This window comes from Urbifossiella limnaea, from assembly GCF_007747215.1.
Taxonomy (GTDB): Bacteria; Planctomycetota; Planctomycetia; order Gemmatales; family Gemmataceae; genus Urbifossiella; species Urbifossiella limnaea.
Genome location: NZ_CP036273.1, coordinates 2933503 through 2954020 on the forward strand (window position 1 = coordinate 2933503; position 20518 = coordinate 2954020).

General features: G+C 71.7%; 21 protein-coding genes. 12 read left to right on the forward strand and 9 right to left on the reverse strand.

Annotated elements, in window-relative coordinates:
- Positions 1-60 precede the first annotated feature (60 nt).
- The gene (locus tag ETAA1_RS33415) at positions 61-618 is read left to right on the forward strand and encodes a PEGA domain-containing protein (RefSeq protein WP_145238059.1); all 558 of its coding nucleotides are present in this window, start codon (positions 61-63) and stop codon (positions 616-618) included.
- On the opposite strand, the gene ETAA1_RS11880 is transcribed toward ETAA1_RS33415, so the two are convergent.
- The 3 genes from ETAA1_RS11880 to ilvC form a co-directional block, all read right to left on the reverse strand.
- Positions 602-1363 (reverse strand): MlaE family ABC transporter permease, encoded by a 762-nt coding sequence (locus ETAA1_RS11880; protein WP_145238062.1) that lies wholly within the window; start codon positions 1361-1363, stop codon positions 602-604. The two genes, ETAA1_RS33415 and ETAA1_RS11880, sit on opposite strands and share 17 nt — an antisense overlap.
- Before the next feature lie 39 nt (positions 1364-1402).
- Positions 1403-1792, reverse strand: coding sequence for a hypothetical protein (locus tag ETAA1_RS11885; protein ID WP_145238065.1), 390 nt, complete (start codon positions 1790-1792; stop codon positions 1403-1405).
- 531 nt (positions 1793-2323) lie between these two features.
- Entirely contained in the window at positions 2324-3376 is a 1053-nt protein-coding gene (ilvC, locus tag ETAA1_RS11890; RefSeq protein WP_145238067.1) for a ketol-acid reductoisomerase, read from the reverse strand.
- Between the two features lie 105 nt (positions 3377-3481).
- Here ilvC and ETAA1_RS11895 point away from each other — a divergent pair, with 105 nt between their 5' ends.
- Positions 3482-3976: a MarR family winged helix-turn-helix transcriptional regulator gene (locus ETAA1_RS11895; protein ID WP_145238070.1), complete on the forward strand. Its 495-nt coding sequence runs from the start codon at positions 3482-3484 to the stop codon at positions 3974-3976.
- A gap of 101 nt (positions 3977-4077) precedes the next feature.
- Here ETAA1_RS11895 and ETAA1_RS11900 read toward each other — a convergent pair whose 3' ends face one another.
- On the reverse strand, positions 4078-4341 hold the full coding sequence (locus tag ETAA1_RS11900; RefSeq protein WP_145238072.1) for a hypothetical protein: 264 nt from the start codon (positions 4339-4341) through the stop codon (positions 4078-4080).
- A 114-nt stretch (positions 4342-4455) separates the two neighbouring features.
- Between ETAA1_RS11900 and ETAA1_RS11905 the strand changes: the two genes are divergently transcribed.
- The 4 genes from ETAA1_RS11905 to ETAA1_RS11920 are packed head-to-tail and all read left to right on the forward strand — an operon-like array spanning position 4456 to position 9327.
- Entirely contained in the window at positions 4456-5925 is a 1470-nt protein-coding gene (locus ETAA1_RS11905) for a glycosyltransferase family 39 protein (RefSeq protein WP_145238075.1), read from the forward strand.
- A gap of 49 nt (positions 5926-5974) precedes the next feature.
- Positions 5975-7234, forward strand: a complete 1260-nt coding sequence (locus ETAA1_RS11910) for a ribonuclease D (protein WP_145238078.1) — start codon at positions 5975-5977, stop codon at positions 7232-7234.
- A 57-nt stretch (positions 7235-7291) separates the two neighbouring features.
- A complete protein-coding gene (locus tag ETAA1_RS11915) occupies positions 7292-7915 on the forward strand; it encodes a hypothetical protein (protein ID WP_145238081.1) in 624 nt (207 codons plus the stop codon).
- A gap of 41 nt (positions 7916-7956) precedes the next feature.
- Positions 7957-9327 carry a BRcat domain-containing protein gene (locus ETAA1_RS11920; protein ID WP_145238084.1) on the forward strand — a complete coding sequence of 457 codons (1371 nt, stop codon included), beginning with the start codon at positions 7957-7959 and terminating at the stop codon, positions 9325-9327.
- Between the two features lie 72 nt (positions 9328-9399).
- On the opposite strand, the gene ETAA1_RS11925 is transcribed toward ETAA1_RS11920, so the two are convergent.
- From ETAA1_RS11925 to ETAA1_RS11935, 3 genes are read right to left on the reverse strand one after another with little or no spacing between them, the layout of a single operon-like run.
- Positions 9400-9708, reverse strand: coding sequence for a hypothetical protein (locus ETAA1_RS11925; protein ID WP_145238087.1), 309 nt, complete (start codon positions 9706-9708; stop codon positions 9400-9402).
- A 23-nt stretch (positions 9709-9731) separates the two neighbouring features.
- Positions 9732-10067 (reverse strand): DMT family protein, encoded by a 336-nt coding sequence (locus ETAA1_RS11930; RefSeq protein WP_145238091.1) that lies wholly within the window; start codon positions 10065-10067, stop codon positions 9732-9734.
- A gap of 23 nt (positions 10068-10090) precedes the next feature.
- Positions 10091-12730 (reverse strand): tetratricopeptide repeat protein, encoded by a 2640-nt coding sequence (locus ETAA1_RS11935; protein WP_145238094.1) that lies wholly within the window; start codon positions 12728-12730, stop codon positions 10091-10093.
- Positions 12731-12840: 110 nt separating this feature from the next.
- Here ETAA1_RS11935 and ETAA1_RS11940 point away from each other — a divergent pair, with 110 nt between their 5' ends.
- From ETAA1_RS11940 to ETAA1_RS11955, 4 genes are read left to right on the forward strand one after another with little or no spacing between them, the layout of a single operon-like run.
- Positions 12841-13092, forward strand: coding sequence for a hypothetical protein (locus ETAA1_RS11940; protein WP_145238097.1), 252 nt, complete (start codon positions 12841-12843; stop codon positions 13090-13092).
- 47 nt (positions 13093-13139) lie between these two features.
- Positions 13140-14729 (forward strand): DUF1553 domain-containing protein, encoded by a 1590-nt coding sequence (locus ETAA1_RS11945; RefSeq protein WP_145238100.1) that lies wholly within the window; start codon positions 13140-13142, stop codon positions 14727-14729.
- A gap of 8 nt (positions 14730-14737) precedes the next feature.
- Complete coding sequence (locus ETAA1_RS11950; RefSeq protein ID WP_145238103.1) at positions 14738-16024, forward strand: DUF1501 domain-containing protein; 1287 nt, start codon at positions 14738-14740, stop codon at positions 16022-16024.
- Positions 16021-17664 (forward strand): hypothetical protein, encoded by a 1644-nt coding sequence (locus tag ETAA1_RS11955; protein WP_145238106.1) that lies wholly within the window; start codon positions 16021-16023, stop codon positions 17662-17664. Before ETAA1_RS11950 ends, ETAA1_RS11955 begins: the two co-directional genes overlap by 4 nt.
- A 15-nt stretch (positions 17665-17679) precedes the next feature.
- Here ETAA1_RS11955 and ETAA1_RS11960 read toward each other — a convergent pair whose 3' ends face one another.
- Together ETAA1_RS11960 and ETAA1_RS11965 are read right to left on the reverse strand one after the other, a co-directional pair.
- Positions 17680-18033, reverse strand: coding sequence for a hypothetical protein (locus tag ETAA1_RS11960; RefSeq protein WP_145238108.1), 354 nt, complete (start codon positions 18031-18033; stop codon positions 17680-17682).
- A complete protein-coding gene (locus tag ETAA1_RS11965) occupies positions 18033-18341 on the reverse strand; it encodes a DUF2089 family protein (protein ID WP_145238111.1) in 309 nt (102 codons plus the stop codon). Before ETAA1_RS11965 ends, ETAA1_RS11960 begins: the two co-directional genes overlap by 1 nt.
- 200 nt (positions 18342-18541) lie before the next feature.
- Between ETAA1_RS11965 and rlmN the strand changes: the two genes are divergently transcribed.
- On the forward strand, positions 18542-19666 hold the full coding sequence (gene rlmN, locus ETAA1_RS11970) for a 23S rRNA (adenine(2503)-C(2))-methyltransferase RlmN (protein ID WP_145238114.1): 1125 nt from the start codon (positions 18542-18544) through the stop codon (positions 19664-19666).
- 194 nt (positions 19667-19860) lie between these two features.
- Entirely contained in the window at positions 19861-20514 is a 654-nt protein-coding gene (locus tag ETAA1_RS11975; protein ID WP_145238117.1) for an RNA polymerase sigma factor, read from the forward strand.
- The last annotated feature ends 4 nt before the right edge of the window (positions 20515-20518 follow it).

Genomic DNA, 20518 nt, shown 5'->3' on the forward strand with positions numbered 1-20518 from the left:
GGGTATGGCCGCGGCGTGTTCTCATTCTAGCACCAAACCGCCGGGGGCGGGGGGAACCGGATGTCCGGTCGGGCCGGTCGGATACTCGCGGTCGCGGTGGTCGGGCTGGCCCTGGCCGGGTGCGGCCACGTCAACCGCCGCTTCGTTGTCGAGTCGAACGTCCCGAACGCCCAGGTGTACATCGACAACAAGTACCAGGGCGCGGCGCCGGCCCACGCGCCGTTCGACTATTACGGCTACTACACGGTGCGCCTCGTCCACCCCGACCACGAGACGCTCACGAAGCGCGTCCACGTCGTCGCCCCGTGGTACGCCTACCCGCCGTTCGACTTCCTGGCCGACGTGCTGTGGCCGTTCGGCATCGAAGACGTGCGGCGGTACTACTTCGAGATGACGCCGATCCGCCGGCCCGACCCGGGCGAACTGATCCAGAGCGCCGACGGCTTGCGGATGCGGGGCATCAACCTGCCCCGCGCCGAAGACCCGGCCCCGGACGACCCCGGCCCGCGGACGTTGACCGCCCCGATGGAGTTGCCGCCCGCCGCGGTCGCGCCGCCCGCCGCGGTCGCGCCGCCGGCACCCGGGCCGGTGGTGCCGCGCCTCACGCCAGCGCCTTGATCGCCCCCACCAACAACACGTCGGCCGCCAGCACGAGCAGCGAACACACCACGACCGCGTCGGTCGCCGCCCGGCCGACGCCCTCCGAGCCCTCGCGGGCGGTCAGCCCCACGAAACAGCCCGCGACGCCCACGACGAGCCCGAACGCAAGCGTCTTCAGCCCCGCCGGCAGCACGTCCGCCAGGTACAACTCGCGCACCGCCGCCGTCTCGTAGCGGAGCGGCGTCGTCTGCCCCGCCACCACCTCGGCGACGAACCCGCTCCCCATCGCCACCGTCGCGATCAACACGTGCAGGACCGGCACCGCCAGGACCGCGGCGAGCACCCGCGGGCCGATGAGCCGCGCGAGCGGCGACACGCCGAGGAGCCGCAGCGCGTCGAGCTGCTCGCCGACCTTCATCGACGCGAGTTCGGCCCCGAGGCTGGCCCCGGTGCGCGCCGCGGCGATCAGCCCAGCACCGACGGGGGCGAGTTCGAGCAGCACCGCCGCGGCGAGGAAGGTGGGCAGGTACTCGACCGCACCCGGCGCGGCGCGGGCGAGCACGTCGCGGGTGTGAAGCCAGATTACGACGCCGATGGCGAGCCCGGCGACGCCGGCGAGGGGGAGCGCGCCGACGACCATGCCGTGGAACGGGCGCACCCACAGGTGATACCGCGGCAGCGCGAGAAGCGCTGCGGCCGACGCACGCGCGCCGAACGCGGCAAGTCGGCCGACCCAGGCGAGGGCATCGATTGGCGAAGACATGAAAACATGATACGCGAGGCGGGCCGACCGCCCCTCGCGTCAGCAGCCGACGAGTTCCGCCTCTTCCACACCCGCCCCCGCGCGCCGCTCGCGCTCCTCGTGGCAGGCTTCCAGCAGCCCCTGGCGCAGCTCGTAGTCGCCGACGCCGCTCCGGTCCCAGGCGAGGATGAGCGTCGACGTGGCGGGATTGAGGCGGGCGACGCGGCACAGCCACATCACCCCGGCCTCGTGCTCGAAGTGGGCCGTGCGCGGGTGATTCCAGGCGATCTGCGTCGCCAGGCAGCCCATCGGAACGGCCCGGGTGAACGCCCCGTGGATCAAAAGGGGGCTCGACTTTTCCAGCAGGTCGATGAGGCGGCCTAGTCCTGCGGCGGTCGTGTACGGCAGCCAGCTGCGGCGGAACTCGGCGACGGCGTCGGTCGGCGGCATGGCGACGCTCCCCCTGCGGCCGGGCCGCAACGGACGACGAGACAACGACTTACGCAACGAATACGCGGTCGATCGGGGCCACTGCGATGGGACCGGGTGCCGGCCGGGGTGGGGATAAGTCCACCCTCGGAGGGTCACCGGCGACGGGCGGCCGAGGTCGAACCCGGGCATCTTAGAGGGGGGTCAAAGGGGGTGTCAAGGACGGCGGACGAGCCCCCCGACCCCCCGTGCGGAGATGCGCGCGCGGCCCCCGCCGGACCCCCCGCCGGGGTAAGCAGTTGCGCCGGACGGGGGTGGCGGAAGGAATTCCAAAAAAAGTTTCGGCGGGCTCGATGCTCAAAAACACGACTAGAAGCGTCGCAAATGTCGTGTTGGTGCTCGTATCTGAATTGCCGGTGTCACCGTCTGCGCGTTCCGCACGGGAATTCCCGCGGAAAACTCGTTTCGCCCGGCCGGTGCCGCGGCGCCGGTCGTGACAGTGTGGTGTCACTGGTCGTGACACCACACTGTCACTTTGGTGACAATCGACTGTCACTGGCCCTGCCGCTCGGGCCGCAGCGCCCGCACCTGCGCGCCGGCCTGCCACATCTCCGACTCGGCGATGGCCTTCAACTCCTTCTCCAACCCCGCGCGGTAGTCCGGCTTGCTGTTCGCCTCCAGCGTCCGCCGCGCCTCCTCGCCGCTGGCGACCGACTGGTACAGCTTCTCGAACACCGGCTTGCTCGCGTCGCGGAACGGGCCGAACCAGTCGAGCGCGCCGCGCTGCGCGGTCGTGCTGCAGTTGGCGTACATCCAGTCCATCCCCTTCTCGCCGATCAGCGGGTAGAGGCTCTGCGTCGCCTCCTCGACCGTCTCGTTGAACGCCTCGCTCGGGCTGTGCCCGTTGGCCCGCAGCACCTCGTACTGGGCCAGCCACAGCCCGTAGATGGCGCCCATCAGCACGCCGCGCTCGCCGGTCAGGTCGCTCACGACTTCCTTCTTGAAGTCCGTCTCGAACAGGTAGCCCGAGCCGATGGCGACGCCGAGGGCCAGCACCCGGTCGCGGGCCTTCCCCGTCGCGTCCTGGAACACGGCGAAGCTGCTGTTGATGCCGCGGCCTTCGAGGAACAGCCGGCGGACGGTCGTGCCCGAGCCCTTCGGCGCGCACAGGATCACGTCGATGTCGGCCGGGGGGACGACGCCGGTCTGGTCCTTGAAGACGATCGAGAAGCCGTGCGAGAAGTAGAGCGCCTTCCCCTTCGTGAGGTGCGGCTTGATCTTCGGCCACATGTCCTTCTGGCCGGCGTCGCTCAGCAGGTACTGGACGACGGTCCCCTTCGCGGCCGCCTCCTCGGGGTCGAACAGCGTCTCGCCCGGCTTCCAGCCGTCTTCGATGCACAGGTCGTAGGCCTTGCCGCCCTTCCGCTGACCGACGATCACCTTGACGCCGTTGTCGCGCATGTTGAGCGACTGGCCGCGGCCCTGGACGCCGTACCCGAGCACGGCGACGGTCTCGCCGCCGAGGATGGCCTTGATCTTCTCCGGCGGGTAGTCCGCCCGCTCGACGCACTGCTCGACCGTGTCGCCGATCCGAATTTCCTTCATCGCCGCCTCGCGGGTTGGGGGTGGGTGCCCGGGGTGAGCCTATCGGCGATTTCTCTCGCCGTCAAGAATCTTGACATCAAGATATCTCCGAATACCCTCAGAATCATGAGCGACGCCGACGTGATCGACCGGATGATGGCGGCGTGGAAGAGCGTCCGGCCGGACCTGGACCCGTCCCCGCTGGGGCTCGTCGGGCGGGTGATCGTGTTGGCCCAACACCTGGAGAAGAGCGTCGAGGAGGCGCTGGAGAAGCACCACCTCACGCTCGGCCAGTTCGACATCCTGGCGACGCTGCGGCGGAACGGGCCGAAGGGCGGGCTGACGCCGACGCAGTTGCTGGAGAGCGTGATGCTGTCGTCCGGCGGGATGACGGCCCGGCTCGACTCGCTCTGCCGCGACGGGCTGATCTACCGCAAGACCGACCCGAAGGACCGCCGCAAGGTGGTAGTCGAGTTGACCGCGAAGGGCCGCCGCACGATCGACGCCGCGACGCGGACGCGGTTCGCGGAGGCCGCCGAGTCGCAGCCGCCGTTCAAGCCGGACGAGCGGGCCGAGTTGGAGGAAACACTACGTCGGTGGCTGGCACAGGTGGCGGGGTAGCGCCGCGAATGACCGATACCGATAACCCACGAATGACCAAGGTAGACCGGCGGTTTCTTGCTTGGTTATTGGTGGGTCATCGGTATCGGTCATTCCTCCGGTCAGGCGTCCACCACGTCCGTGATCCGCGCGATGGCCACCACCTCGGCCCGGCGCACGAGCACCTTCTTGCGGTTCCGCTTGATGCCGGTCGCCACCGACTCGGCGACGTAGTTCTCGCGCGTCGTATCCGTGTCGCGCAGGTCGTGGATGTCGGCGTTGCGGAGCTCGATGAAGTGGTCGTCGAACCGGGCGAGCTTCCCGAGGCAGACGAACATGCTGCTCATGTCGAGGACTACGCGCTCGTTCAGGTACTCGTCGAGCATCGCCCCGCTCCGGTGGCTCGAAAACCGCTCTCGCCCCGCCCGCCCAGGTAGTGTATACCCCGCCGTCGGCCGCACGACGCGGCCCGGGTGCTCCCACGGACGGGGGGGAACGGCGTGAGCGGTCGCGGGTTCGGGTGGCTCCTCGCCGGACTGGTGCCGGTGTACCTCGTGCTGGCCGCGGTCGTGCCGCCGGCCGACGACGAGCTGTACTACTGGTGTTGGTCCGAGAGCCTCCAGTGGAGCTACTACGACCACCCGCCGATGACCGCGTACCTCATCCGCGCGGCCACGGCCGTGTTCGGCGACACCCTGTTCGCCATCCGCCTCCCGGCCGTCCTGTCCACGCTCACCGTGCTGGGCGTCGTCGGCTACCTGACGCGGCCGCGGAGCCTGTTGCCGCTGGTCGTGTGTACGCCGCTGTTCACACTCGGCGCCGTGCTGGTGACGCCGGACACGCCGCTGCTCATGTTCTGGGCGCTGTACCTGTTGTGGCTCGTCAAGACGCACGAGAAGCTGGAATTGGAAGGCGTGCCGTGGTGGCAGTGGTGCCTCGGCGGCGTCGCACTCGGCTGCGGCATCCTCGGCAAGTACACCACCGGCCTGGCCGTGATGGGCGGCTTCCTCACCTTCGCCGTCGCGGTGCCCTGGCGGCGCTGGGTCGTGGGCTACGCGGGGCATCTGGCCGTCGCGTTCGTGGTGACGCTGCCGATCCTGATCCACAACATCCGCCACGACTTCGCGCCGTTGCTGTACCAGTGGAAGCACTCGATGAGCAGCCCGGAGCCGGGCGTGATGCCGTTTCTGGGCTTCGTCGGCATCCAACTGCTGCTGTTCGGGACGATCCCGTTCGTTGTTTTCGGCTGGGCGGTGCTGAACCGCCGGTTCGTCCTCGCCGACCCGCGGCTGCGGGCGTGTGCGGGGCTGTTCGCGTTCCCGTTCGCGTTCTTCCTGTTCAAGGCGACCCGCGGCCCGCTCGAAGGGAACTGGGCGCTCGCGTGCTACATCGCCGTCTGGCCGCTCGCCGCGGTGTGGTACGACCGGCTGCGCGAGGGCGGGTTCTGGAAGCGCGTCACCCCGCTCGGCTTTAGCATCCCGGCGGTTGCCGTACTGCTGTTGGCCGTGCACCTGGTGCGGCCGCTGCCGCTGCTGTCGCCGCAGGCCGACCGCGTGACCCGGCAGCGGTCGAAGATGGAGCTCGCCCGGTCGCTTGCCGAAACGCTTCGCGGCAAGGACGAGCCCGTGTTCGTCGCCAGCTACCAGTGGGCGGCGCTGCTCCGGTTCCACGGCGTGGACGCCCACCAGATCGACGGCATCACCCGGCCCAGCCACTTCACGCAGACGCCGGAGCGGCTGGCGGGGCGGGAGCGGGTGCTGGTGTTCGCCGACGAGCCGATCCCGGCCGAGATGACCCGCGGGTTCGACCCGCCGCGGGGCGTGCGCGTGTTCCCGCTCGTGGTCCGCGGCGAGCTCGTGGGCGGGTACTGGTTGTTGGAATACTGCCGGTCGGGGGGTGTGCGCGGGCCGGACGGGGGCACGACTGCGGCGGCGCGCCTTGACCCACCCGGGGGGGACTTGCCACGATAGCCGGATAAGGGCCGCCCCCCGGCCCGAGCGACTCGCCGCCCTGGACCCGATGCGCCGCCGACCCTCCAAGCTCGTGACCCTACCCGAGCACGTCATCGCCACCCCCGCCCGACTGGCGGCCGCCACGGCCCACCTCTCGGCCGCCCCGATCATCGGGTTCGACACCGAGTTCGTCGGCGAGGACTCGTACCGGCCCGAGCTGTGCCTCGTGCAGGTGTCGTCGTCGCAGGCGCTGTTCGTGATCGACCCGTTCGCCTGCGGCCCGCTCGACGCCTTCTGGGAGGTCATGACCGACCCCGCGAAGGTGATCGTCGTTCATGCCGGGCGGGAAGACCTGCGCATCTGCAACTTCGCGGCCGGGAAGGCGCCGGCGAAGGTGTACGACGTGCAGGTCGCCGCCGGCCTCGCCGGGCTGAGCTGGCCCATCGGCTACGCCGGGCTCGTGTCCGAACTCCTCGGCCACCGCATGAACAAGGGCGAGACGCTGACCGACTGGCGCCGCCGCCCGCTGGCCGCCGCCCAGCTGCGGTACGCCTTCGACGACGTGCGCTTCCTCCTGCCGGCGCACAAGAAGCTGACCGACCGGCTAACCCGCGACCAGCGGCTGGAGTGGGCCGAGGAGGAGTTCGTCACGTTCACCGACAAGGCGGTCGCCGACGACGTGACGGCCGAGCGGTGGCGGCGCGTGAAGGGGACCGGCGGGTTCGACCCGCGCGGCCTCGCGGCGGTGCGCGAGCTCCACGCCTGGCGCGACGGCTTCGCCCACCGGGTGAACCGCCCGGCCCGGATGCTCATGCGAGACGACGTGCTGGCCGAGATCGCCCGCCGGCTGCCGAAGTCGCTCGACGACCTGCAAAACCTCCGCGGCCTGCCGCGCGGCGAGCAGGACGCCATCCTCTCGGCCGTGTCGCGGGCGCGGGCGCTGGCCGCCGACGAGCTGCCGGGCGTGGAGCCGAAGGAGAGCGATTCGCCGCAGATCACGCTCATGGCGAACCTCCTCGGCGTCGTGCTCACGGACCTGTGCTCGCGGATGAAGCTGGCGTCGAACCTGGTGGCCACCACGTCCGACCTGAAGGCCGTGGCCCGCTCCCGCGCCTGCGGCGGCGAGCTGCCCGACGTGCAGTTGACGCGGGGCTGGCGCGGCCGGCACATCCTTCCGGAACTGCTCGCGGTGCTGGACGGCCATCACGCGCTGCGGGTGGTAAAGCCCACGTCGCTGGCACCGCTCGCGTACCTGCCCGTGTCCGAGCCGTTGCCCGCGGCGGACGCCACGCTTGCCGACGGACCCGAGGAATCGGCCGAAACCTGACCGCTCGATTCGGCGCGGCGTGTCCTACACTTCCCGGCCCGCTCCGCCGAGGAAGTCATGGCCCGCGCCACCGTTCGCCGCTCCGACGCACACGACCTGCCGCCCGTCTGCTGCGTCTGCGGTGAGGGCGCGACCTGCACCCGTACCGAGACCTTCCGCCGCAGCGCCGGCTGGGTGTCGTGGTCGCTGCTCCTGTGCGGCCTGCCGTGGCTCGCGCCCGACCTGTTTCCCCGCACGCGCGCCGGCAGCCTGGCCAACGTCGCCTGTGCCCTGCCGTTCCTGTACGGCGTCGTGTTCGCCCGCCGGTCGATCGACCTGGCGCTGCCGGTGTGCGACCGCCACCGCCGCCGCAGCAAGCGGGCGTGGGTGGCGCTCGGAATCGGGCTGCTGGCGGCGCTCGCCACCGGCTTCGGCTCCGAGTTCGTCGGCAAGCAGCGCGCCACGGATCTGTACCTGATCGCGTTCCTTGTCGGGCTGGCGAGCGTCGTGCTGGCGGTCGCGCTCGTCGACGACCGGGTGCGGGCGGCGACCATCGACGAGCGCTCAATCACGCTGGACCGCGTGAGCGACGCCTTCGCCGCGGCCGTCGAGGGTGGCGGGCCGCGGCGCGAGCGCGAGCGCGAGCCGGCGGCGGACGGCGGCGGGATGAATTTGGCGACGGCCCGCTACTACCGCGGCTGAACCGGCCGGCCGTATAACGGACGGGACGACCGGGAGGCCGCATGTCGACCGCGCTCAAGTGCCCGAACCCGAGCTGCCCGTACCTCTTCGACCCCACCCAGGTGCCGCCCGGGTCGCTGCTGACGTGCCCGCGGTGCGGCATGCGCTTCACCCTCGGCCCGCCGCCCCCCCCCGCCTACCCGTCAGCATACCCGCCGCCGCAACCCCCGCCGGCCCCGCTCCCGCCCCCCGAACCCGCCGCTCAGCCCGCCGCGCGGCCCGCCGCGCGGGCGGTGCCTCCGAGCCCGGTGAGCACCGGGAACACGCTGCTCCTCGTCGTCGTCGGCGTGGCGATGCTGATGGGCGTCGGCCTGATGGTGTACTTCCGCATCAACCCGCTGCGGACCGGCGGCCCGACCGCGTCGCCCGGCGAGATGCGCGAGCGGAACCTCACGTTCGACCCGCCCGGCGCCCCGTGGGTGCAGGACGACGACGTGCGGGTGAAGCTCGGGGCGCCGTTCTTCCTCGCCTACCGGCGCGAGAACCCGGAGGCGTTCATGGCCTTCGCCGCCCGCGACTACGACACCCGTAACCCGCGGCCGAGCGAGCTGCGCGACGGCCTCCTCCGGCCGCTCAACACGCTCTTCGACGAGCTGACGACGAACAAGGTCGAGAACGGCAAGTGGCTCGGCGAGCCGGCGGTGGGGTTCGAGTTCCGCGGCCTCGGCAAGAAGAGTGGTCAGACGTGGGTTGGCGAGTCCCACGCCGTCTCGGCGAAGGGGTTCGCGTACTGGTCGATCTGCTGGACCGGCGAGGGCGACTCGGCGGCCGCGTTCCCGGAGTTCGACGCCGTCCGGGGCCGGTTCCGGCTGCTGACCGCCCGCGACAAGTGGACGCCGAAGGAGGGGACGACGCGGCCGTTCGGCGGGCACAAGTACGACTTCCAGGTGCTCGACGGCGAGGGGATCTGGAACGAGCCGCCGGACGGGAAGGCGGAGGACTTCGACCCGGCCGGCAACCTGTACCTGCGGGCGAAGGAGAAGCGGAAGGGCCGCGACTTCCCGCTGGAGGCCGAGTTGCTGGTGCTGGTGCTGCCGCCGGCCGGCGACGACCCGCTGGCCCAGGGGGTGAAGCACGTCCAGGAGGCGCGGCGGGCCGAGGTGGAGAAGACGCCCGGGGTGAAGCTGGTGTTCACGCCGCGGACCGGCGAGCCGGAGGGCGACCCGGCCAACCCGATCGACGAGACGGCCCCGGTGGCGCGGTTCGAGGAGAAGGCCGTGGGGGCGCGCGGGGCGAACCGGCTGCGGGTGGTGTCGGCCCGGCGGATGGGCGAGAAGGTGGTGGTGGTGACGGCGTGGTGCGCCTGGGAAGACCGCCTCGTCTTCGAGGACCGGCTGAAGCAGATCGCCGGCTCGTTGCGGGAAGGGCCGTAAATCCAAGCTCACGCGGAGCCGCAGAGAGACCCAGGCATCTCGGTTCTCTCTGCGGCTCTGCGTGAGCTTGCTTCATCTCTCGCGCTCGGCGTCCGGCGGGCGGAGGAAGTCGAGCTCGGGGTTCGGCACGTAGGGTTCGTCGTCGCCGCGGCGGGCCAGGGGGTTCGGCCGCGGGCGTACCGAAACCACGTGCCGGGTCGCCCACCAGCGGACGAGGTTGTACGCCGCGAACGCCAGCGCCAGCATCCCGGTCATCGACCCGCCGAGGCCGCCGATCTGGCCGCGGGCCTTCTCCGGCAGCACCGCCTCCGGGGCCAGCAGCGCCGTAGCCACGCCGAGCCACAGGGCCATCAGTATCAGGCTGTAGTGTCGCCGAAACATCGCGCCTCCCCCCTGCCGGCATCTTACGTGCGCACCAGCGCCACCGCCGCCACGATCAGGGCGAACGCCGCCGCCGTCCGCCACGTCGGCACCTCGCCGAGGTAGAAGAACGCGAACACGACGAACACGCTGACGGAGATCGCCTCCTGAATCACCTTCAGCTGCGTGGCGGTGAGGTGGCCGTAGCCGAGGCGGTTGGCCGGCACCTGGAGGGCGTACTCGGGGAGGGCGATGACCCAGCTAACGAGGCCGACCCAGTACCAGGCGGCGTCGCGGTGCTTGAGGTGGCCGTACCACGCGACCGTCATGAAGGCGTTCGACCCGACCAGGAGGAGGACCACGGCGGCGATCGGGTTCATCAACGGTCCTCGCGTGTCAAACGTCACTCGTACCGCCGGGCGATGCGGTCGGCCTCGGCGTCCTTCTTCTGCGCCCGCAGGGCCGCCAGTAGCAACGTCCGTGCCTCCTCGTGGGCCAGGTCGAGCCGCAGCGCCTCGCGGGCCGCGCGCTCGGCCGCGCCCGCGTTCCCGCCGTCGAGCCGCAGCCGGGCCAGCCGCAGGCGGGCCGGCAGGTCGTCCGGGTCGCGGGCGGTCATCTCCGCGAGGACATCGGCAAGCGGGTCGGCCTTCTTGAGCACGGTGTACAACCGGGCCAGTTCCGGCAGCCAGTCCGGCCCTTCGGACGCTGCCTTTCGGCCGCGTTCGAACACGACCGCGGCGGCGTCGTACTCCTTCGCCGCAGTCAGCGCCCGGCCCAGCGCCAGCAGCACGCGGGCGTCGTCGGGGTTCTCCTTCGCCGCGGTCTCCAGCACGGCCCGACCGGCGGCCGCGTCCAGCATTCGCGCCTTGAGGACGGACCCCAGCGGGTGACCCGGCTCGGCAGCGAGCGCCGCGTCGATCAGCCGTCTGGCGTCGGCGGCCTTGTTGCGGCGGACGTACTCGCCGGCGAGCCGCGCCATCAGGTCCGGGTCGTCGGGCCGGTCCTTCTGAGCCGCTTCGAGCTCGGCGAAGGTCAGCGCCTTCTCGCGCCGCGCGCCCTTCCCGCGGACCACCTCGGTGACAAAGGCGCGATACCCCGCCTCGAACGTCCCCTGCTCGACGCCGGTTGCCGCCTTCAGCGCCGCGGTCGTGGAGGCGCCGCCGCGGTAGGCGTCGAGCAGTTTCCCGACGGCGGGCTGGCCGTGCGTCCTGGTCAGGTACTCGACGTAGAGCAGGCTTTGCAGGTACGCGAGCGGCCAGTCGTCGGGCGTGCGTGGGCGGACGAACCCGAGCGTGATCGTGTCCAGGTCGAACAGTTTCGCCGCCGCGTGCCGCTCGCGCAGGACCGCCATCCACTCCGGCGGTCGCTCGCCGCCCTCGCTGCGGACGGCGAGCCCCTCGGTGAGCCAGTGCGGCACGCGGTAGTCGGTCTGGAGCAGGTTGAAGGCGTGCGTGAGTTCGTGCCGCACGACGCGCGACCAGTTCAGCTTGTCGGCGGACGGCGACGGGAAGGCGACGACGCGGCCGGTACACGCCCCCGCCGCCACGTCGGGCAGCCCCGGCAGCGCGATCGTGCGGCCGCTGAACATCTCGCGGCTGCTGAACACCTCGACCACCACCTTCCCGTCGAACGAGAACCCGTAGTCCGTGGCGAACCCGGCGTGCACGTCTTCCAGGTACTCGGCCAGGAACGGGGCCAGCAGCTTGTCCGCCTTCGGGTCGAAGCGGACGACGTAGTGCGGCGTCTCGACCGTCTGGTACGTTTCGAGGTGCTTCAGGACGAGCCGTGAGTTCGACACGCGGACGTTGAACGGGTCGGCCTTGAATGCGGCGTCGAGAACGACCTTCGCTTCCGGCTCGCGGCCGGTGCGGAGGAGCAGCATCCCGAGCCCGGCCTTCGCCGCGGGCAACTGGGGCCGCAACTCGGCGGCCTTGCGGAAGAACGTCTCCGCCTGCCCGTACTGCTTGCGGGCGTCGAGCACGCCGGCGAGGTCGTGGTAGAACGCGGCCGGCCTGGCGTCGAAGCCTTCGACTTCCTTCACGAGGGCGTCGAAGGCGGAGGCGTCGTTCGCCAGCCGGGCCAGCCCCGCGAGGCGGGCGAGCGTCGCCTCGTCGCGCGGGTTCACCTGCTTCGCCGCCAGCAAGTGCCGGCGGGCGGTGAGCGTGTCGCCGCCGGCGAGGAACACGTCGGCCTTCAGGCGCAGCGCCGCGGGGTGGCGCGGGTTCACCTTCAGCGCGGCGTCGGCGAGGCGGTCGGCGACGGTCAGGTCGAGTGCGTCGAGCGCGGCTTCCCCCTTGGCGGCGAGGGCGTCCGCGGCCCGCGGGTTGATCTTCAGCGCGGCGTCGAACGCCTCCAGCGCCTGGGCGCGGTTGTGCTTCTCCAGCAGCAACGAACCCGCGAGGTACTCCGCCTCCCAGCAGTCGGGGGCGTGCTTCTTGGCGTCCTTGTACACCTCGTTGAGCACGAACTGGAACTGCTGCGGCCGGTTGTTCCACGTCGCGTTCTCGACGCCGGCCTGTCCGACGATCAGCAGCGTGTCGGGGTCGGTGATCGGCCGGTCGGCGTTCTCGGCGTCGGAGTAGTGGCGGACGAACCACTTCACCTCGGCGTCGGCCGCGGGCAGGTCGCCCTTATCGCGCAGCAGCCGGGCCTTGACCCACCGGGCGAGGACGTGGTCGGGCTGCTTCGCCAGTGCCGCCGCGGCGTCGGCGAGGGCGTCGTCCCATTTCCCGAGCGAGTAGAGGAGGTCGGCGCGGGCGGCGAGCAGGTCGGGGTGGCCGGCGGATGCTTTCAGCGCGGCGTCGAGAACGTCGCGGGCCTTCGTGGCTTCGCCCTCGGCGCGCCAGGCGCGGGCGGTGCCGATGGCCGCGGCGGGGGCGTGCTCCTTAGCGGCGGCGGCGAAGCCGGCGCGGGCCTCCTCGTAGTTGCCGCGGCGGAGGCGCTGCCGCGGCTCGGCGAGCGGGTCGCCCGTCGGCGGCTGCGCGGACGTGCCGAGGGCGACGACCACGGCGGCGGTGACGGCGGCGAACACGGCGCGGCGCATGACGAACCCCCGGGCGGCGAACACCACCCTATCGGGCCGGTGAAATGCGAGCAAGCGGGCGGCGTCGTGCTGATAATGGCTCCGGGATCGATTCCCGTCGCAGGTGCCCCATGTCCCGCGTCCGCGCGCTGTTCGCCACCACCGTCGTCCCCGAACGATCGACGCCTCGGTTGATCCGCGGCGTGCTCACCGGCATCGGCGTGTTCACGTTCCTGTTCGGCGTGTTCGGCCTGCAATTCCTCGCCCCCACGCGCGTCGAGATGGTCCTCGCACTGCTCCTGCTCGCCACCTTCGCCGTGGCGTCGGCCGCGCTCGGGCAGTTGGTCGTGATTGCCGACCACCTCGAACGCCGGGGCGGTTAGAATCGGGGTCGCGTCCCGTCCTCCCCTCAGTCCGCGAGGGCCGAAGCATGTCGATCCGGGCCTGGGCGCTCGCCGCCCTCATGATCGCCGCCCCCGCCCGCGCCGCCGACCCGGCGACGGACCTCGCCGCCGTCATCGACAAGCACCTCGCCGCCGACTGGGCCGCCCGCGGCGTCGTCCCCGCCGCCCCCGCCGACGACGCCGAGTTCTGCCGCCGCGTGTACCTCGACGTGATCGGCCGCACCCCGCGGGTCGCCGAGACGCTCGACTTTCTCGACGACAAGGCGCCCGACAAGCGCACGAAGCTCGTAGACCGGCTCCTCGGCACGGCCCCGCACGCGGCGCACTTCGCCGCCGTGACGCGGGCCGCGTGGCTGCCGCAGTCCGTCGCCGGGGCGAACTTCGCCGGCTTCGGCTTCCAGCTCGAGACGTGGCTCCGCAAGCAGTACCGCGACAACGTCCCCGCCGACCGCACCGTCCGGGCGCTGCTCGAAGTGCCGTACCAGGTGCAGGTGACCGGCCAGGTCGGCAACACCTTCCGGTTCGTCCAGCCGGTCGGGAACGACCCGGACCACCGGACCATCGTCGGCTTCTACCAGGCGAACGAGGCGAAGGCCGAGAACGCGGCGGCGGCGGTGAGCCGGCTGTTCGTCGGCGTGAAGCTGGAGTGCGCCCAGTGCCACGACCACCCGTTCGCCCCGTACACGAAGGAGCAGTTCTGGGAGTTCGCGGCCTTCTTCGCTGATCTGAACCGCGTTCCCACCGCCGACGCGCCGCCCGGCCCGCAGGGGACCAGGAACCGCATCCAGCTGCCGAACTCGTCGCAGGTCGTGGTCGCCAGATTCTTCGACGGCACCTCGCCCGAGTGGAACGAGGTGACGAGCCCGCGGCAGGAGCTGGCGGCGTGGCTGACGAGCCGGCAGAACCCGTACTTCGCCCGCAACCTCGCCAACCGCATGTGGGCGCACTTCTTCGGCGTCGGCATCACCGACCCCGTGGACGAGCCCGGCGACGCCAACCCGCCGAGCCACCCCGAACTGCTGGACGCGCTCGGCAAGGCGTTCGCCGCCGGCGGGTTCGACAACCGGCTGCTCGTCCGCGCCATCACCCGCACGAAGGCGTACCAGCTGAGCAGCCGGATGAGCCACCCGACGCAGGCCGACGCCCGCCGCTTCGCCCGCATGAGCGTCCGCGGGCTGACGCCGGCCCAGCTGTTCGACAGCCTCGTCAGCGCCACCGGCTACCGCGAGTCGGCCCAGCAGCGGGCCAACACCTTCGCCGGGTTCGTGCAGCCGGGCAACCCGCGCAGCCTGTTCCTGAACCGCTTCACCAGCACCGACCGGCCCACCGAGGCGGGCACGACCATCCTGCAAGCCCTGATGCTGATGAACGGCCAGTTCCTCGACGCGCAAACGGCCCCCGACACGGCCGAGTTGCTCGGCGCCGTCGCCGACATCCCCGGGTGGGACACGAAGCGCCGCGTCGAGACGCTGTTCCTGGCCGCGCTCGCCCGCCGGCCGACGGCCGACGAACTGGAGCGGTTCAGCAGCCACGTCGAGCGCGGCGACCGGCGCAAAGGGCTGGGCGACGTGTTCTGGGTACTGCTGAACAGCCCCGAGTTCCTGTTCAACCACTGAGGCCCGCCATGACCCTGTCGCGTCGGCAACTCCTGACCGCCGCCGCCGGCGTCTCGGTGTCGGGTTGGCTGGGCCGGCTGGCCGCGGCCGACGCCAAGCCGCGGCGCTCGGTCGTCCTGCTGTGGATGGCCGGCGGCCCCGCCACCATCGACCTGTTCGACCTGAAGCCCGGCCACGACAACGGCGGCCCCTTCCGCCCCGTGGACACCACCGCCCCCGGCCTCCGCATCGGCGAGCACCTGCCGAACCTCGCCTACCACGGCCACCGCCTCGCCGTCCTCCGCGGCATGAGCACCCGCGAGGGCGACCACGGCCGCGGCACCTACCTCATGCGGACCGGCGTCGTCCCCAGCGCCGCCGGCATCCAGTACCCGACGGTCGGGTCGCTGTTGTCGAAGGAACTCGGCGACCCGGCCGGCGAGCTGCCGAACTTCGTCAGCATCGCCCCACAGCGGTTCTTCAGCCAGGAGGCGTACAGCCCCGGCTTCCTCGGGCCGCAGCACGCGCCGCTGATCGTCGGCGACGGCCAGTTCGGCCCGAACGTGCCCGACATCGACGCCGTCCTCCGGGTCGCCGACCTGGCCCGCCCGCGCACCGTCGCCGAGGACGCCGCCGCGACACGCCTCGATCTGCTCCGCGGCGTTCACGACGACTTTGCGGCGACACACCCCGGCGGGGTCACGCGGGCGCACGCCGCCGCCTACGACCGCGCCGTCCGGCTCATGCGCTCGGCCGGCGGCAAGGTGTTCGACCTGACGGAGGAGAAGGCCAACGTCCGCGACGCTTACGGCCGCAACCTGTTCGGTCAGGGGTGCCTGCTGGCCCGCCGGCTGGTGGAGCGCGGCGTTCCGTTCGTGGAAGTGACGCTCGGCGGCTGGGACACGCACTCGAACAACTTCGACCAGGTCCGCGCCCTGTGCGGCACGCTGGACCGCGCGTGGGCGCAGCTGATGACCGAGCTGACGGAGCGCGGCCTGATCGACCGCACCACGGTCGTGTTCGCCGGCGAGTTCGGCCGCACGCCGAAGATCAACCAACAGCGCGGCCGCGACCACTTCTCGACGGCGTGGTCCACCGTGGTCGCGGGCGGCGGCGTGAAGGGCGGGCAGGCCGTCGGCCGCACAAGCGCCGACGGCGTGACCGTGACGGACCGGCCGGTGTCGGCCGCCGACTTCCTGGCGACACTGTGCCGAATCGTGGGCGTGGACCCGGAGAAGCCGAACATGTCCAACGTCGGCCGGCCGATCCCCATCGCCGACCGCGGGGCGAACCCGGTGACGGAGGTCGTCGCGTGATCCGCCTCCTGCTCGTGGCCGCCGCGCTGGGCGGTAGCGCCGCCGTCGCCTTCCCGCCGCGGCCGACGCCGAGCGCCACGCCCGCGCCGCCGCCGATGCCGACGCCGGCCGACCGGTACGACCTGGTCGTGCTCGGCGCGCAGCGGCCGATCCGGGTCGCCGTCCACGTGCATTACCAGGGGCAGCCGCTCGGCGTGCGCTGGGCCGAGAGCCTGAAGGCCGTGTTCGGCGCGTTCGACCGCGACCACAACGGCTCGCTTGACGCCGTCGAACTGAAGCGGATGTTCTCCGACACGTCCGCCGCGGGGCTCCTCCAGAACGGCTTCTACTCGCCGTTCCCGAACGACCTGCCGACCCTCGCCTGGGTGGACGCCGGCGGTGACGGCCGGGTGTCGTTCGCCGAGTTCGCCGGCTACTACCGGCAGGCCGCGGCCGCGGCCTCGCAGGCGTTCCCGCCGCTGCCCGAGAACCCGCAGAACGCCGCCGCCACCGAGGGGCTGTTCGCCCTGCTCGACGCCGACAAGGACGGCAAACTCACCCGCGCCGAGGTCGCCGCCGCCGAGCGCCTGGTCGTGTCCCGCGACGCCGACGAGGACGAGTGCCTGAGCCTGACCGAGGTCGTCGGCCCGACCGCGTTCGTGGTCCGGCCGGCGGGCGCCGCACCCGCGCCGCGCCAGGTCGTGCCACCGGTCACGGTGGCCCGGAAGGGTGGGGCGGCGGACGTGGTGAAGGAACACGTCCGCACGAAGTACGACTGGGCGGCGCTCGGCCGGCCGGCCGCGACGTGGTGGACCGACCCGGCCGACGCGGACGTGACGCTGTCGTTCGCGCCGGCCGCGGCCGACTGCGTGGCCCGCGTCACCACCGATCCGAAAGCGCTGGCCGCCCGCGGGTTCACGGTGTCGCAGACGGAGCCGCGGCGGCTGGTGCTGCGGCACGGGCAGCAGGCCGTCGAGTTGTCCGCGGTCGTGGGGGCGGCGAACGCGGCCACCCGGGGCGGCGTGCAGCGGACGCAGTTCCTGACCATGTTCGACGCGGCCGCAGCCGGCAAGCGGTTCGTCACCGACGCCGACCTGGGCGGCGCGAACGCCCCGCGCTTCCAGCTGCTCCGCGTCCTGTTCGACCCGGCCGACGCCGACGCCGACGGCAAGCTGACCCGTGCGGAGCTCGACGCGCACCTTTCCGTCTTCGAAACGTTCGCAGCCGCGGCCGTGGCCCTGACGCCCGCCGTGCAGACGCCGACCCTCTTCCAGCTGCTCGACGACAACCGTGACGGCCGGCTGTCGGTGCGGGAGCTGCGCACGGCGTGGGACCGGCTGGCGGTGCTGGAGCCGTCGGAGAGCGGGCGGGTGGACGCGATCACGAAGGCGGCGATACGGCCGACGGCGATGCTGAGGCTGAGCCGGCCGGCGGAGCGGTTCGCGGGGTTCCAGTCGCCGGACGCGGGGCAGGGGGCGGTGCGGCCGCCGCAGGCCGGCCCGGTGTGGTTCCGCAAGATGGACCGCAACGCCGACGGCGACGTGTCGCGGGCCGAGTTCGTCGGCACGCGGGCCGAGTTCGACGCGACGGACTCGGACCGCGACGGGCTGATCTCGCTAGCGGAGGCGACGGCGTTCGACGCCGCGGCGCGGAAGGAGTGACGCCACTCGCGGCGGTCAGGTAAGTTCCGCGGCGTGCATCTTGCGCAGTTCCACATCGCGGTACCGCCCCCGGATGATGAACGCGAACGGCACCGACAGCGCCACCAGCAGCCCACCCGCGAGCGTCGGCCCGTACCACACGGGGTACGGCTGATCGGCCGCGAGCGCGACCAGGCCGAAGCCCAGCAACAATACGCCCACCACGGCCCCGACGCCGAGCAGCCCGAATACGAACGCCTGTCCCTTCCCCTTCGGCACGAGCCGGCTGCCGGCCGTGCCGAGGGCCGCGCCCCACAGCCCGACGACACCACCACCGATGCCCCCCGCCCAAGTCATCACCACAGGATCGACCCACGGTTCCGCGGCCATCACCCGCCCCCCCTGGTTAAGCTCGCCCGGTGAGCGGCGAGCAACTGCCGGCCGACGCCGGCGTCGATGACCCCCTCCGCCACCAGCACCCGCACCTTCCGCTCCAGCGGGTCGGCGCCGCGGGCCGCCTCCGCCGCCTTCACCCGGGCGATGAGCCGGTCGAGGCGAACCCGGATGGTGGGGTACGACACCCCGTACCCCTCCGCGAGCTCCTTCAGCGACCCGGACGCGAGCACGACCCGGCGGACGAACTCGCGGTCCTCGTCGCCCAGCTCGGCGAACCACACGGGGACGCCCCCGGACTCCATTCGGCCGACTCCAACTTGCGAAAAGCGAAAGGCGATGTGCGGATTATTGATATGGGAGAATCGAAAGTCAAGGTGAAGAAAACGAAAACGATTGCGCGTCGGGTTTCGCCGCTTGCGGCGTAGCGGGGCGTGCCCCGCTACGCCGCAAGCGGCGAAACCCCAAACAAGCCCAATTCTCATCTCGCGCGTACAATCCCCACATGTCCGCACCCCTGCCGCTCGCCGTACCGTCCCGCCCGCCCGGCCTCCTCGACACGCCGGCCGACGACTTCCGCGACTGGCTCGCCGAGCGGAACCAGCCGCCGATGCGCGCCGCCCAGATTCGCAAGCAGTTGTTTGCCAACCGGGCCGAGTCGTTCGACGCCATGACCGACCTGCCGCTTGCCCTCCGCGGGGAACTGGCCGCGTCGTTCAGCCCGTTCTCGACCCGCGTCGAGAAGCACCTGAAGGCCGGCGACGACACGCACAAGCTCGTGCTGCGGCTCGCCGACGACCGCATGATCGAGTGCGTGCTGATCCAGGACGAGGGCCGGGCCACCGCGTGCGTCAGCACGCAGGTCGGCTGCGGCATGGGCTGCGTGTTCTGCGCCAGCGGCATCAACGGCGTCGTCCGCAACCTCACCGTCGGCGAGATCCTCGAACAGCTGCTGCGGCTCCGCAACCTGACCCGCCGCGAGGACGACGGCGGCCGGCCCGACCTGCCGACGCGCCTGTCGCACATCGTGGTCATGGGCATGGGCGAGCCGCTGGCGAACCTCGACAACCTCCTCGAAGCGCTGGAGGTGGCCGGCGACCCGAAGGGGCTGGGCATCGGGGCGCGGCACGTCACCATCTCCACGGTCGGCCTGCCGGCGAAGATCAAGCGGCTCGCGGAGGCGGGCAAGCAGTACAGCCTGGCGGTGTCGCTGCACGCCCCGAACGACGCGCTCCGCACCCGCATCGTGCCGACCAACGACAAGACGGGCATCCGCGCCATCCTGGAAGCGGCCGACGAGTTCTTCGACAAGACCGGCCGGCAGGTGACCTACGAGTACGTCGTGCTCGGCGGCCTGAACGACCGGGCCGACCACGCCCGCGAGCTCGCCCGGCTGCTGACCGGCCGGAAGGCGCACGTCAACCTCATCCCGTGGAACGACGTGGACGGCCTGCCTTACCGCCGCCCGAAGGACGGCGACCTGACCAACTTCATCGACACCCTCCGCCGCTCGGGCGTGAGCGTGAAGGTCCGCAAGCGGAAGGGCTCGGAGATCGACGCCGCGTGCGGCCAGCTACGCCGACAGGCCGAGGCGGCCGCAACCGGTGTGGCCCCAGCAGGTTCCGCGTGAGACTCGTAGAGTGACTCGCACGAACCGACTTTTTTATGAGTTGGTGACATGTTTCCGGGGATCGACCCCCCTCGGCCGGAAACAATGATCCGGGCCCGAATGAGGATTCGCGGCGTCGGCTGTCGCGTTCGGTATTTGGTTGCTACACTCGCGGAAGGGCCGCACCGGCCCCCCCGATCCCACCCCGCGGCCCCATGTCCATCGGCCAGACCAGCACGCTGATGGCCCTCCGCGACCCGGACATCCGGCTCATGCTCCGGGTCCGGGACGACGACGCCGCCGCGTTCGCCGAACTGGTGGAGCGCTTCCAGCACCGCCTCGTCGGCGTCATGCACCACCTGGTCGGCAGCGCCGACGAGGCCGAGGATTTGGCGCAGGAGGTGTTCCTGCGGGTGTACCGCACCCGCAAGAAGTACCGGCCGCGGGCCAAGTTCAGCACGTGGCTGTTCACCATCGCCAACAACCTGGCGCTGAACGCCCTGCGCGACCGCCGGCGGCGCCCGGCCGTGCCGCTGGAGTTGCAGCAGAGCGGCGGCGACGTGCCCACGACGAACAACGCCCCCGCCCAGACCCGCGACGCGCCGCCGGCCCACAGCCTCCAGCAGCAGGAGCTGGCGGCCGTGATCCGCGAGGCGCTCGACGGCCTGAACGAGCGGCAGCGGGTGGCGATCGTGCTGAACAAGTTCGAGGACATGGGCTACGCCGACATCGCCGAGGTGATGGGACTGAGCACGAAGGCGGTGAAGTCGCTGTTGAGCCGCGCCCGGGTGAAGCTGCGCGAGGCGCTGCAGGGGTATATCTACATGGATGGCGACGCCCCGCCGCCGGACGACGGCCCGGAGGAGTGACGCC

Coding starts and splice junctions, on each gene's coding strand:
- ETAA1_RS33415 (WP_145238059.1), top strand. CDS start 61: ATGTCCGGTCGGGCCGGTCGGATACTCGCGGTCGCGGTGGTCGGGCTG.
- ETAA1_RS11880 (WP_145238062.1), bottom strand. CDS start 1,363: ATGTCTTCGCCAATCGATGCCCTCGCCTGGGTCGGCCGACTTGCCGCG.
- ETAA1_RS11885 (WP_145238065.1), bottom strand. CDS start 1,792: ATGCCGCCGACCGACGCCGTCGCCGAGTTCCGCCGCAGCTGGCTGCCG.
- ilvC (WP_145238067.1), bottom strand. CDS start 3,376: ATGAAGGAAATTCGGATCGGCGACACGGTCGAGCAGTGCGTCGAGCGG.
- ETAA1_RS11895 (WP_145238070.1), top strand. CDS start 3,482: ATGAGCGACGCCGACGTGATCGACCGGATGATGGCGGCGTGGAAGAGC.
- ETAA1_RS11900 (WP_145238072.1), bottom strand. CDS start 4,341: ATGCTCGACGAGTACCTGAACGAGCGCGTAGTCCTCGACATGAGCAGC.
- ETAA1_RS11910 (WP_145238078.1), top strand. CDS start 5,975: ATGCGCCGCCGACCCTCCAAGCTCGTGACCCTACCCGAGCACGTCATC.
- ETAA1_RS11915 (WP_145238081.1), top strand. CDS start 7,292: ATGGCCCGCGCCACCGTTCGCCGCTCCGACGCACACGACCTGCCGCCC.
- ETAA1_RS11920 (WP_145238084.1), top strand. CDS start 7,957: ATGTCGACCGCGCTCAAGTGCCCGAACCCGAGCTGCCCGTACCTCTTC.
- ETAA1_RS11925 (WP_145238087.1), bottom strand. CDS start 9,708: ATGTTTCGGCGACACTACAGCCTGATACTGATGGCCCTGTGGCTCGGC.
- ETAA1_RS11930 (WP_145238091.1), bottom strand. CDS start 10,067: ATGAACCCGATCGCCGCCGTGGTCCTCCTCCTGGTCGGGTCGAACGCC.
- ETAA1_RS11935 (WP_145238094.1), bottom strand. CDS start 12,730: ATGCGCCGCGCCGTGTTCGCCGCCGTCACCGCCGCCGTGGTCGTCGCC.
- ETAA1_RS11940 (WP_145238097.1), top strand. CDS start 12,841: ATGTCCCGCGTCCGCGCGCTGTTCGCCACCACCGTCGTCCCCGAACGA.
- ETAA1_RS11945 (WP_145238100.1), top strand. CDS start 13,140: ATGTCGATCCGGGCCTGGGCGCTCGCCGCCCTCATGATCGCCGCCCCC.
- ETAA1_RS11950 (WP_145238103.1), top strand. CDS start 14,738: ATGACCCTGTCGCGTCGGCAACTCCTGACCGCCGCCGCCGGCGTCTCG.
- ETAA1_RS11960 (WP_145238108.1), bottom strand. CDS start 18,033: ATGGCCGCGGAACCGTGGGTCGATCCTGTGGTGATGACTTGGGCGGGG.
- ETAA1_RS11965 (WP_145238111.1), bottom strand. CDS start 18,341: ATGGAGTCCGGGGGCGTCCCCGTGTGGTTCGCCGAGCTGGGCGACGAG.
- rlmN (WP_145238114.1), top strand. CDS start 18,542: ATGTCCGCACCCCTGCCGCTCGCCGTACCGTCCCGCCCGCCCGGCCTC.
- ETAA1_RS11975 (WP_145238117.1), top strand. CDS start 19,861: ATGTCCATCGGCCAGACCAGCACGCTGATGGCCCTCCGCGACCCGGAC.